General features: G+C 67.7%; 7 protein-coding genes. 6 read left to right on the forward strand and 1 reads right to left on the reverse strand.

All coding sequences use genetic code 11. The annotated features are described in order from the left end of the window. The first annotated feature begins 43 nt into the window (after positions 1-43). The 6 genes from QZM15_RS32890 (at position 44) to QZM15_RS32915 (ending at position 12,016) form a co-directional block, all read left to right on the forward strand. Complete coding sequence (locus QZM15_RS32890) at positions 44-4,405, forward strand: thioester reductase domain-containing protein (protein WP_302107953.1); 4,362 nt, start codon at positions 44-46, stop codon at positions 4,403-4,405. A gap of 314 nt (positions 4,406-4,719) precedes the next feature. Further along, positions 4,720-5,496, forward strand: a complete 777-nt coding sequence (locus QZM15_RS32895; protein WP_089466019.1) for a hypothetical protein — start codon at positions 4,720-4,722, stop codon at positions 5,494-5,496. Between the two features lie 461 nt (positions 5,497-5,957). Next, positions 5,958-7,208 carry a DNA repair exonuclease gene (locus tag QZM15_RS32900; RefSeq protein WP_059583824.1) on the forward strand — a complete coding sequence of 417 codons (1,251 nt, stop codon included), beginning with the start codon at positions 5,958-5,960 and terminating at the stop codon, positions 7,206-7,208. Positions 7,209-7,211: 3 nt separating this feature from the next. Then, positions 7,212-10,682: a YhaN family protein gene (locus tag QZM15_RS32905; RefSeq protein ID WP_104013482.1), complete on the forward strand. Its 3,471-nt coding sequence runs from the start codon at positions 7,212-7,214 to the stop codon at positions 10,680-10,682. Between the two features lie 122 nt (positions 10,683-10,804). Continuing rightward, positions 10,805-11,329 carry an HD domain-containing protein gene (locus QZM15_RS32910; RefSeq protein ID WP_059583821.1) on the forward strand — a complete coding sequence of 175 codons (525 nt, stop codon included), beginning with the start codon at positions 10,805-10,807 and terminating at the stop codon, positions 11,327-11,329. A 9-nt stretch (positions 11,330-11,338) separates the two neighbouring features. Then, positions 11,339-12,016, forward strand: a complete 678-nt coding sequence (locus QZM15_RS32915) for a DUF429 domain-containing protein (RefSeq protein ID WP_302107954.1) — start codon at positions 11,339-11,341, stop codon at positions 12,014-12,016. A 124-nt stretch (positions 12,017-12,140) separates the two neighbouring features. On the opposite strand, the gene QZM15_RS32920 is transcribed toward QZM15_RS32915, so the two are convergent. Then, the gene (locus tag QZM15_RS32920; protein ID WP_059583818.1) at positions 12,141-12,611 is read right to left on the reverse strand and encodes a hypothetical protein; all 471 of its coding nucleotides are present in this window, start codon (positions 12,609-12,611) and stop codon (positions 12,141-12,143) included. Positions 12,612-13,166: the final 555 nt, after the last annotated feature.

Consider the following 13,166-nt stretch of genomic DNA (forward strand, 5'->3'; position numbering starts at 1 on the left):
GATACCGCGCGTTCGTCGAGCATGACCGCAACAGGAACTCAGGATGACCCGAAACGTCGACACGATTTACCCACTCACGCCTCTTCAGCGAGGCATGCTCCACCATTCGCGACTCGATCCGGCCTCCGGCGTCTACGTCGAGCAATTTTCCTGCGTGCTGCACGGCTCGCTGGACCTCGAGCGATTCCGCGGCGCGTGGGAGACGGTCGTGCATCGCCACGACACACTCAAGACCTTGTTCATTCGCCTGCATGAAGAGCAACCGTTGCAGGTCGTCCGGCATACGGTCGGATTGCCGTTCGAGGTGATCGACTGGCGCGATCGGGCGGCCGACGAGCAAGCCGACCGATTCGAACAGTTGCTGGCGAGCGATCGTGCGCGCGGCTTCGATTTCAGCGTCGCGCCGCTGATGCGCGTCACGCTGATCCAGCTCGGTCACGAACGGCATCGATTCCTCTGGACCTATCACCACGCGATCCTCGACGGCTGGTCGATGCCCTTGCTGCTCGGCGAGGTCTTTCAGCGTTATTCACGCCCCGACACACCGCTTCCAGCGATCGCGCGCGACTATCGCGACTACGTTGCGTGGCTGCGCACACGGGATGGCGACGGTTCGCTCGACTATTGGCGCGATCTGTTGCGCGGCTATCGCACGCCGGCGGGATTCGCGCCGTCGGTATTTCCGGCGCCGGCAAGCGATGCCGCAGCCGGCGCCGAGGCGCGCCGCACGCGCTCGACGCGGGTCGAGACGATGCCGGCCGAATGGATGGAGACGGCCGGCCGGGCATGCCGCGTCGCCCGCGTGACGCTCAATACGCTGTGCCAGGGGGCGTGGGCGATGCTGCTCGCGCGCTACGGCGGCTGCAACGACGTCGTCGGCGGCATCGTCGTATCGGGGCGTGCCGCGGAGGTGGACGGCATCGAACGCATGGCCGGCTTGTTCATCAACACGCTTCCGTGGCGCGCGACGCTCGACGGCGAGCTCGATATGGCCGACTGGTTGCGACGCTTGCAGGCCGATACGCAACGGCTGGAACAGCATGCGCACAGCGCACTCACCGACGTATTGAAATGCAGCGAAGTGCCGCGCCAGCAATCGCTCTTCGACACGCTCTACGTATTCGAAAATTACCCGGGCCGCGATGCGTTCGATCGGCTCGCCGCGAGTTGCGGGTGGCGGATCGACGACCCGCGTGCCGTCGAGGAAACGAGTTACGCATTGGCGCTCGTCGTATTGCCGACGGATACGCTGACGTTCCAGTTGACCTACGATACGGCCCGATTCGATGCGGCGTTCATTGAGCGCATGGCTGCGCAATACCGCGGGCTACTTCAAATGCTGGTCGGCGCGACCCCGCGAAAAGTGGGCGATCTCGTGCTCGATGCAGGATCGTCGACGGGGGCCGGCAGGGCGTCCGACGCATCCGAACATGCGTCGATCGGCGGCGCGACGTTGTCGGCGCGGATTGCCGCGCATGCCGCTCGCGCGCCGGATCAAATCGCCTTTTCCCGGCTGGACGCCCGCCATTCGCCGGTCGGCGCGCACGGCGTCACCTATGGAATGATCGCCGATCGCGTGCAGCGCGCCGTTCGCCAATGGCGGCGTTTCGGCTATCGGCCGGGCGAGCGCGTGCTGATCGCATGCGACGACCCCGTCTCCGGGCTGGTGTTGCTGCTGTCCGGGCTGACGTATGGCGTCGATTGCGTGATGACCGACCCGAACCTGCCGTCGTCCGCGTTCGATGCGGTCGTCGATGGCGGTTGGTCGCCGGAACCGCTGCGAAGCTGCGTGACGACCGCGCAGCATACGCCGTTGACCGGTGTGATGTGTTACGTCTTCGACGAGCAGGACCCGATGTACGGGCAAATCGACGGTACGCGCGACGATCATTCGGATCCGGGGCAGGGCGCCTGTTCGTTGCTGCGGCGCGATGTCGATGGCGACTGGCGCGTCATCCGTTATACGCACGCACAACTGATCGAAGCCGCGCGCGCGTTCGAACGGACGTTACCGGGCGGCACGTCGCGCGATGTCGCGTTGGGCGAGGGGCCGCTGTCCCATACGGCGTTGTGGGCGGTACTGGGCGCGCTGAGCGCCGGATTGTCGGTGCATCAGCTCGCAAGCGCCGGCGATCCCGCGTTTCTGCCGCGAGCGGCGTCTCCGGATGCGCACTGGCACGGTATCGTCCTGAGTCCGGAGGCGACGCGTCACATCGTCCGCGCATCCTCCGCCCTGTCGGCCGGCGCGCTTCGCACCGACTGGATCATGGCCGACGCACGCTCGCTGACGCGTGCGGACGCCGCGCGACTCGCCGAGCTCGCGCCGCGCGCGCAACGCTTCCGGCAATTGTGCTGGCCCGCGTGGTCGCTTCCGCATGCGGTTTCATCGGCCGACGAATTCGATCGCTTCGAATCGGGCGTGGTGTCCGCGGATGAATCGGTGTTCGTCGCCGACACCCATCTGAACCGGGCCGGTACGGACGCGCTCGGTACGCTCGTCGTGTCGGGGCATTCGGTACCTGATTCGATGTTGCGCAACGGCAAGCCGGACCGTGGCAGCCTGACCGTCACGCGCGACGGTACGTGGCTGCGCACGACGCTTGGCGCGTGGCGGACGGAGCGCGGCTGTCATACGCGGCTGCCCGACCGGAGCGCATGTTCCGAGGAATGGACGGCGGACTGGCTGGATGTCGAAGCCGACATTGCACGGCGCGCGGGTGTCGACGAGGTCGCGCTCGTGGAGCGGATCGCCGAAAGCGGAGAATGGGACTATGCGCTTTTTCATCAGGACGCGACGGCCGACGCCGCGGACATCGCGCGCCGGCTGGCCGGACAGCGCGGCGTGCCGGCACTGTCGGCCGGCGCGATCGTCGCGCTCGCCGCTTTGCCGCGTTCCGCGACAGGAAGGATCGACCGCGTCCGGCTCCTGTCCGGCGACGTCGAGGTGCGCAAGCACGATCGCCATGCGGCGCCTCGCGACATGGTGGAAACGGCGATTCACGAAATCTGGTGCGGCTTGCTCAAGCAGCAACGCATCGGCATTCACGACAATTACTTCGATCTCGGCGGGGATTCGCTGCAGGCAACCGTGATGCTGTATCAGATCGGCGAGCGGCTTCAGCATGCGATCGACATGGAAACGCTCCTCGCCGCGCCGACGATCGCCGGTCTGGCTGCCAGTATCGCGAACGGCAATGTGCGTCGCGATACGGCGATCGTCGATTTGCCGGGTGAAGCCCGGCTCGACCCGGCAATCGAGACACGGCAGCCGTATTCGTGGCGCCCTTATCGCACGGTGCTGCTCACCGGCGCGACGGGATTCCTGGGCGTGCACCTGCTTCATACGCTGCTCGCGACGACCGACGCACGCGTGATGTGCCTGGTTCGCGCCGACGAGCCAGCGGCGGGCGTACGGCGCATCGAGGCCGCGATGCAGTCGCATGGCTTGTGGGAAGCGCGGCACCGCGATCGGATCGTCGCCGTGCCGGGTGACCTTGCCGAGCCGAACCTCGGTTTGTCGGCGGCGGCATTCGACGCGCTCGCCGCTGAAATCGACGCGATCTACCACAACGGGGCGTTGGTCAACTTCGTTTATCCGTACGCGACGCTGAAGCAGGTCAACGTGCTGGCGACCCAGGACATCGTCAGGCTGGCGAGCCTGCATCGAGTGGCGCCGATTCACTACGTGTCCACCGTCGGCACGCTCGACCGTTATTCGGACGCGTTGCCGGAAACGCTCGCCGTGCCGTTCCACGAACACCTGACGAGCGGCTACGAACAGAGCAAATGGGTCGCCGAGCAATTGCTCGCGCAGGCGCACGCGCGCGGCGTTCCCGTCACGGTATATCGTCCGGCGCGGATCGTCGGGCACGCCGTGAGCGGGCGGATGAACCTGGACGACCTGTTCTGCCGATTGATCAAGGGCATCATCGTGTTTGGAAAGGCGCCGCGCGACGTCGGATTCGACAACATCCTTCCGGTCGACGTCGTCAGCCGGATCATCGTACGCGCGTCGCTCGACCCGACCGCCGCAGGGCAGGGCGTGCATGTGATCAACCCGCGCTGGAACTCGCTCGACGCACTGGTCGATTTCATCGAGGACGAAGGGTTCGCGATCGAACGCATGAGCTACGACGCGTGGCTCGCGGCGCTGGCGGAACATGTCCGGCTGGACCCGGCGCATCCGCTTTCGATGCTGATCCCGGTCCTCAGAAAACTGAACCCCGTTGCGGATCCGACGGTCGGGCGCATTCTTCCGATCGACGTCACCCAACTGAAGCGGCTCGCGGGTGACGTGCTCGCATCGAGCCTGCGTCCGGCAAACGACTGGTTGCGTACGTTCTTCGACTACTTTTACGAAGACGGTTTTCTCGAGCGCCCGCATGAAAGGCTGGTCACCGCATGACGGCCGGCTCGCCGGCGCGGCCGGGCGCAAGACGATAAGTTGAAGCCGGCGCCGTCGGGCCGCGACGAGCGATCCTCGTCGAATGGTGCGTGCCGGGAAGTATTGCATTCGATCCATCCCCGGATCGGGGCACCCCCTGCCCATTGCCCGCGCGCCATGCTTAAATAGCAGGGCTCCCCGACAGCCGGCCGCCGCGATGGCGGCGCCGGCCGGCACGGGCCGGCATGTCCGATCGACACCGTGACGACAGACGATACGAAAACGCCGTTCCGGCCCGCCCGGCGCGGTCCGATAACATTCCGAGGCATCACGTCATGACCCTCCTGTTCCGTCTGCTCGCGCTCGCCTGCGCGCTCTGGCTGGCCGCCTGCGCGGCCCCGCCGCCGTCTGCGCCATCCTCCAGCGCCGCCGCGCCGGCCGCCGCACCGGACGCCGGCGAACGCCGCGGGCTCGGTACCGCGTGGGGCGAATCGGTGCGATCCGAAACCCGGCAGGTCGAATTCGAACGCGCGGATCCGGCGAATCCGACGGATCTCGCGTCGGTCTACTACAACGACGTGCTGCCCGGCCATCTTTCCGCGTCGCAGGTGCGCCGGCTGCCGACCCGTGTCGCGCTCGCGAACGGCGACATCGCACTGTCGTTTGCCGACGAGAAGGGCGCGCCGCTGCGTCTCGCGCGCAGCAACGGCCGCTGGCACATGGCGGGCGTCGAGGGCTCGCGCTACATGATCGTGTTGCGCAACCAGGGGCGCCGCGCGTTCGAAGTCGTGTCGACGGTCGACGGGCTCGATGTACGGTCGGGGCGGCCGGGCAGCTATACGAACGGCGGCTACGTGCTGTATCCGGGCCGTACGCTGACGATCGAAGGCTTTCGCAAGAGCCGCGACGAAGTCGCCGCGTTCCGCTTTGCGGCCGTGCCCGACAGCTATGTCGCGAACGCGAAGTACGGCGATGTCGCGAACGTCGGCGTGATCGGCGTCGCGCTGTTCGCGCAGAAGGAAAACGACGAGGACGCACTGCGCCGCAATGCGAATCCGTTTCCCGGCAACGACAACGGCTATGCGCCGCCGCCCGTTCCGCGCGGCGAGTAACGGCATGTAGCCGGGCGCCCGCGGGGCATCGCGCTGCCCGCGGGCGATTCCGTGGGTTTTCCTGCCGCCCGTTCCATGCCGTGCCGTTACCGTTTCGCTTCGCTCGAAACACGATCCGAAGCGCAATCGCCCCTACCGCACGATTGCGCGGCCACCGTTTCGTGAGCGGCCCGTTCCACGGCGCGCGGTTTTGCCGTCGCCCGCCCGTGCTGCGGCACAATGTCGGTTCGTGCCGGTATCGCGTGCTTGCCCACCATCCGGACCGACGCGGAACGGCATATCGCGACCCGCTTTCAGGTACCATCCCGACCCGCTTGCAACGGGCGGCATGATCCGGTCCGGCCGCCGCGCCGCATGTGTCGCATGTGTTGCGGCGGGCCCCGCGGCCGGCGGGACGACGATGGACGGGGCGAGCCCGTGCGAGCGGCGTCGCCCCTTCGCCATGAAACAGAGGAACCTTCGTGAAGTTCATCCACGCGGCAGACATTCACCTTGACAGCCCGTTGCACGGCCTGAGCGCGTATCCCGACGCGCCGGCCGCGCAGTTGCGCAACGCGTCGCGCGAGGCGCTGCGGCAACTCGTGGATCGTGCGATCGAAGAGGAAGTCGCGTTCCTCGTGATCGCGGGCGACTTGTACGACGGCGACTGGAAGGATCACAACACGGGCATCTTCTTCGGCCAGCAGATGGGGCGCCTGCGCAGGGCCGGCATCCGCGCGTTCGTCCTCGGCGGCAACCACGATGCCGAAAGCGAGATGACGAAGAAGCTGACGCTGCCCGACAACGTCACCGTATTCGGCCACCGCAAGCCGGAGACCTTCACGCTGCCGGAATTCGACGTCGCGCTGCACGGGCAGAGCTTCAAGGACAAGGCCGTCGTCGACAATCTCGCGATCGGCTATCCGGACCCGGTGCCCGGGTACTACAACATCGGCGTGCTGCACACGGCGCTCGAAGGGTATGCGGCGCATGCGAACTACGCGCCCTGCACGCTGGCCGAACTGCACGCGAAGGGTTACGACTACTGGGCGCTCGGCCACGTGCACGAATTCCAGCAATGGACGGGCCCGTCCACCGTCGTGTTTCCCGGCAACCTGCAGGGGCGCCATATCCGCGAGACGGGCCGGCGCGGCGCGGTGCTCGTGACGGTCGAGCCAGGCAGGACGCAGGTCGAGCGTCTGTATCTCGACGTGCTGCGCTGGGAAGCCGTGTCGGTCGATGCGTCCGATTGCCTGTCGGTGGCCGATCTGTCGAGAAAGATCGGCCAGTCGCTGGAGGCGCTGTTGACGGTCGACGGCCACGTGCCGCGCGCGGTGCGCGTCACCGTCACCGGGCGCACGCCCGCGCACGGCCTCTTTTTCGGCCGCGCGCCGCAGTTGCGTGCGGAGGTGCTGAACCAGATCGGCATCATCGGCAACGAGCGGCTGTGGCTGGAGAAGGTTCGGCTCGCGACGTCCGCCGCCGATCGGCAGCCGGGCGAAAGCGAGCCGCTCGAAGCGCTGGAGGACCTGAAGCAGATACTGGCCGACGCCGCGCACGATCCGGATTTCCTCGCGCTGCTCGAACGCGACCTGAAGCCGTTCGTCGGCAAGGTCCGCAGCGACGTGAAGGAGGACGTGCCGTTGCTGACGCTGGCGCGCGCGGGCGAACTGACGGCGCTGGTCGAGCAGGTCGGGCCCGCGTTGCTCGCGCGGCTGGCGAGGGGGGAGTAAGCGATGCGCATCCGCCAGCTCGATCTGATCAAGTACGGCAAGTTCACCGACGAGACGCTGCGTTTCCCGTCGGCCGGCGAGGATTTTCATGCGATCGTCGGGCCGAACGAGGCCGGCAAGTCGACGATCCGCACGGCCGTGTCCGAGTTGCTGTTCGGGATGAAGCTGCAGACGCCGCTCGATTTCCTGCACAGCACGCCCGAACTGCGGATCGGCGGCGTGCTGGAGAGCGGTGCGGGCGAATTCGTGTTCCACCGTGCGCGCGGGCGCAGTCCGTTGCGCACGCCTGCCGACGACAAGCTGCCCGACGACTATCTGGCGTCGATTCTCGATGGCGCGACGCGCGAATTCTTCGAGCAGATGTTCGGGCTCGATCACGGGCGGCTGGTCGATGGCGGGCGCAGCATTCTCGACGCATCGGACAAGCTCGGCCAGGTCCTGTTCGAATCGGCTGCCGGCGTCGGCAGCCTCGGGCCGGTGCGCGAGGAGCTCGACGCGCGCGCGCTCGAATTGTGGGCGCCGCGTCGCAGCGGCAGCGCGTTTGCGCTGGCCGAAACCGCATTCAACGAAGCCGTGGCCGAACTGAAGGCGGTCCAGGTGCGCACGCGCGACTGGGTCGATCGCAAGGAAGCGCGCGAAGCGGTCGAGCAGCAGATCGAGCAGGCGCGGGCGGAACAGCGCCGGCTCGAAGGGCTGCGCTCGAAGCTCGAACGCGTGCGGCGGCTCGCGCCGTACCTGAAGGAGCTGACGGTCAAGGATGCGGCGCTGGCCGAACTCGGCGCGGTGATCGAGTTGCCGCCGACCGCGTATGCGGATCTGCTGAAGGCGCAGGGCGATCTCGCGGCCGAGCAGAAGGTGCTCGAGGAGCGGCGGGCCGACCTGCTCGCGAAGCGGCAGGCGCGCGATGCGATCGCCGCGGACGTCGACGCGTTGGCGCTCGAAGCCGATATCGAGGCGCTCGATCGGCTGCGCGCCGCGTGCACGAATCACGCGCAGGATCTGCTGTTGCTCGGCGCGGACGTCGAGCGGCACCTGTCCGCCGCGTTGTCGGCGGCCGCGCAGCTCGGCTGGCCGGCGGACGAAGCGTCGCTGCGCGCCGCGTTGCCGACGGCGCTGTCGCTGAAGACCGTCGCGAACCTGCTGCGCGAACACGGCGCGCTGCACCAGGCGCTCGCCGGCGCGCGCGAATCGCTCGACGAACGCACACGCGAGCTGGCGCAGGTACGGGAACAACAAGCGCGCCTGTCGACCGTCGACGTGCCGGAAGCGTTGCGCGCGGCGCTGGCCGATGCGCAGGGCTTTCGCAACAGCGGCGCGCGCGAGCAGGCGCTGGCGCATGAAATCGCGGCCGCCGAACGCACGCTGGCCGGCGCGCTCGACGCGCTCGGCCAGTGGCGCATGCCGGTCGATGCGCTGCGTGCGCTCGACGTGCCGTCGGCGGCGCGGCTCGGCGCGCTGCTCAAGGAAGACAGCGAACGTGCCAGCGCGGCCGCTGCCGCGCGCGACGCGCGGGATGGCGCGCTCGAAGAGCTCGAACGGCTCGAACTGCAGGAGAAGCATTTCGCGGAGAACCACAAGGTCGTCACGACCGCCGACGTGCTGGCGGCGCGTGCGCGTCGCGACGGCGCGTGGGGCGAGATTCGCAGCGGCGCCGTCGAGCTCGCCGCGGGCGCACCGGCGCTCGACGACGCGATGCGCTTGGCCGACGAGCTCGTCGATGCGCAACTCGGCGCGACCCAGGCCGCGGCGACGCTGCAGTCGCTGCGCCAGCAGGTCGAATCGGCGCGTGCCGGCGTTGCACGCAGGCAGGCCGCGCTGGACGAACGCGAGCGCGAGCTCGCCGCGCATCGTGACGCGTGGGCCGCGCTCGCGACGGCGGCCGCGGTGCCCGGCATGCCGCTGGCGGCGATGGGCGACTGGCTCGCGAAGCGCGACACGGTGTTCGCCGCGCAGGCCGATCTCGATCGTCAGCGCCGTGAATTCGACACGATGTGCGCTGCCCGCGCCGGCGCGGAAGCCGCGCTGCGTGCGGCGCTGTCGAAGGTATCGCGAGGCGGCGAGTCGGACGGGCTGGTCGCGCTCGTCGCCGTCGCCGAGACGTTCGTCCAGTCGGCCGAGAAAGCGGCCGCGCAGAAGGACAGCCTCGACGATCGTGCGCGGGAGGCCGAACGCGGGTGCGCGACCGCGCGTTCGCGGGTCGACCACGCGCAAACGGCTTACGACGCGTGGCAAGCGCAATGGCGCGACGCGCTGGCCGACGCGAAACTGTCCGCGAGCGCGACGACGCTGGCCGCGGCGGAAGGTGCACTCGGGCTTGCGAACACGGTGACGGCCGAACTGGCCGATGCAGATGCGCCGCGCAACCGGATCGCCACGATCCGCGCGGAGCTGAACGCGCTCGAGGCCGGCGCACGGCGGCTTGCCGAAGCGCTCGCGCCGGAATGGCTGGCGAGCGGCGACTGGCTGGACGTGGCGCGCCGGCTGACGATGCGCCTCGCGGCCGCCAGGGAAATCGCCCGTGCGATCGATCGTGCCGACGAGGCCGTGCGGCAGGCCGACGGCAAGGTCGCGGACGCGGCTGCCGCGGTGGCCGGCGCCGACGCGCGCATCCAGCCGCTGCTGCAACTGGCCGGCGTCGCGTCGATCGACGCGGCGCTGCCGCTGGCCGAGCGCTCGGATCGCCAGCGCCAGCTTCGGCAGGCGGTCGATGCCGCGCACGACGCGCTGGTGCGCGACGGCGACGGGCTTTCCCGGTCCGCCGTCGAGGCCGAGGTGGCGGAACAGGACATTGCCGACGTGCCGGCGCATCTCGAAGCGGTGAAGCAGTCGCTGGCCGATATCGGCAAGCGGCTGAACGAGTTGGCGCAGCAGCAGGTCGTGGCCGACCAGGCGTTCGGCGCGATCGACGGCCAGGCGAGCGCGGCCGTCGCCGAGTCGAAACGGCAGGAGGCGCTGGCGGCGATGGGCGACGCGGCCGAACAGTATCTGGAGGCGGCCACGGCGAGCCGCTTGCTGAAGTGGGCGACGGATCGCTACCGCGACCAGAAGCAGGGGCCGATGCTCCGGCGCGCGGGCGAGATTTTCGCCGGGCTCACGCTGGGTGAATTCGCGAAGCTGACCGTCGATACCGAGCGGACGCCGCCCGCGCTGTATGCACGGCGCACGCGGGGAACGTCGGTCGAGGTCGCGGGGCTGAGCGAAGGGACGCGCGATCAGCTGTTCCTCGCGCTGCGGATCGCGGCGCTGGAGTTGCAGCTCGGCAGCCGCACGGCGCTGCCGTTCGTCGCCGACGATCTGTTCATCAATTTCGACGATGCGCGTGCGAAGGCGGGGCTCGAGGCGCTGCGCGATCTGTCGACGCGCACCCAGGTGCTGTTTCTGACGCACCACGACCACCTGTTGCCGCTCGTGAGGGACGTATTCGGCGCGCGCGTCAACGTGGTCGAGTTGCAGCGCGCGCCGGCCGGCGCGTGATGCGGGGCGCGTCGGGATGCCCGCGCACGGGAACGGGCGGTGCGTACAGGTAGTATGAGCGGTTCCGAAACGCACGCGGCCGGTTCAACGGTCGCGGGTCTGGCCACACGAGGGGTGAGAATATGAAGAAGCTGGTAGCCGCGATTGCGTTCGCGGCGGACAAGCATCGCAATCAGCGACGCAAGGATGAAGAGGCGTCGCCGTACATCAATCATCCGATCGCGCTCGCCGACGTGCTGGCCAACGAGGCCGGCATCGAGGACGAGCGTGTGATCGTCGCGGCCGTGTTGCACGACACGGTCGAGGATACGGAGACGACCGAGCAGGAGTTGCTGCGGCTGTTCGGCAAGGACGTGGCGGACATCGTGATGGAAGTCACCGACGACAAGTCGCTGCCGAAGGACGAGCGCAAGCGTCTGCAGGTCGAGCACGCCGCCACCATCAGCCGGCGCGCGAAGCTCGTGAAGCTGGCCGACAAGATCTGCAACCTGCGCGACATCGCCCGGCATCCGCCCGCGGACTGGCCGCTCGAACGCAAGCAGGCGTACTTCGACTGGGCGAAGTCGGTCGTCGATCCGATGCGCGGCGTTCATCCCGGTCTCGAGGCGATCTTCGATGCCGCGTACGCCGCACGGCCGGCGGACTGAGGCGCGCGCATGCGATCGGTCCGATCCGCCGCACGGCAACCGGCCGCGGTGGCGGGTGTCGACGTCGGCGGCGACAGGAAGCTGTGCGATCTCGTGATCCTGCGTGGCTCGACGATCGTCTGCCAGGAAGCGCGGGTCGCGCCCGAGTCGCTGCCTTCACTGTGCCTCGCCCATGATGTCATCGCCGTCGGCGTCGACGCGCCGAGCCTGTGGTGGACGGGGAGCGGCCGCCGCGCGGCCGAACAGGCGCTCGCGCGCGAACGGATCTCGTGCTTTCCGACGCCGTCGCGCGAGCAGGCCATCGCGAGCACGTCGGGCTTCTTCGACTGGATGTTCATGGGCGAGCGCGTCTACCGTGCACTCGCGCACGCCTATCCGTTACTGACCGACGCGCGCTACGCGGGCGGGCGCGCGAGTTTCGAAACCTATCCGTATGCGATCACCTGCGCGATGCTGGGCAAGGCCGTGGCGTCGGCGAAGCAGAAGCGCAACCAGCGTCGGCAATTGCTGGAGCGGCTGGGGATCGATGTGTCGACGCTGCGTTCCGTCGATGCGCGAGACGCCGCCCTGTGTGCGTTGACGGCGCAATACGTGATCGACGGCAACGCGCATGCGTATGGCGATGCGGCGGGCGGTTATATCCGCGTGCCGATGATGAGCCAGACGATCGTGCTGGATGCGCCGTAGCGGCGACGCGCGGTTCCGGGCCAGGCGGCGATCGCGGGGAAGCCGTTTCGTGCGGGAGGATGAGAACGGCTGTCGGCGGGCACGACGTGAAGCTCGTGCACCGCGTGATTCCGGCTGAGCCTGCTTAATCCTCGAGGATGGATTTCGGCACGCTGGACAGGTCGCAGGCTTGGGCGTGCTCGAAGTAGCTGTCCGCATCGTCGATCATCACGACCGCGACGTCGATCAGTTCGTCCAGCCGTTGCAGCAGCGATTCCCGCCACTCGATGTCTTCGTCGCGCTCGGGCGCCTTGTCCAGCTGCTCGATGATCGAGTCGGCCGTTTGCAGGAATGGAATCGCCTGCTGATAGTTTTCGATCGAGACTAGCGCCGCATTGCGCGCGCCGACGAGCTGCTCGCGATACGTGTCCGCGAGTTCGGATTCGCCGCTGATGCGCGGCAACATGTCCGAGATGCGTTGCAGAAGCGGCGGGACTTGTTGTTCCAGCTGGATCGCACGCTCGCGCAGGGCTGCATATTCGTCGCGAAGGTCGGTGTCGCCGGGTTGAGTCGTGCTGTCCATCATCGATATGAGTGCGTGGTTCGGTCGCGGCATGATACTCGACCGCGCCAGGTTCCTCGCCCGTTCCGCCTCTTTCTATATACGGAAGAAAGAGAGGTGTTCGTCATATCTTTGGAGGGCGGCGCGTTGTCCTTTCCGGCCCGTCGAGCCCAAGGCCTCCGTGCGCGACAGCGCACGGAGGCCTTTTCAAAGTTTCTTCACAAAGAGCTTGCGTGGATGGGGGGCGGGTGCTTAGAATCACGCCTCTTTCGCGCTACCGGAAACGCGGCGCGGGAGAAAGGGAAGCGGTGCTGTTGGGGTTCGGTGGTAACGAGCCGCGGCGGCGCAGGAAGGTGAGCCCCGCAGTCGCAACGAAGTCGTTCAGAAAGTTGTTGACGAGCTGCGAAAAACGGTTCATAATCTCACTTCTCTGCTGCTGAAAACGCAGCGCTGCCGAGGGGTCTCAGATTCCTCGCAGAAACGCTCTTTAAAAATTAACAGCCGATAAGTGTGGGCGCTTGATGAAAGCGAGCTGATCCTCGGATCAGATAGCGAAAGTATCAAGAGTCTCACACTAAAGTAAGTCAGGTTTATGAAGTGATTCATATT

Source organism: Burkholderia sp. AU44665 (genome assembly GCF_030504405.1).
GTDB classification, from domain to species: Bacteria; Pseudomonadota; Gammaproteobacteria; order Burkholderiales; family Burkholderiaceae; genus Burkholderia; species Burkholderia semiarida.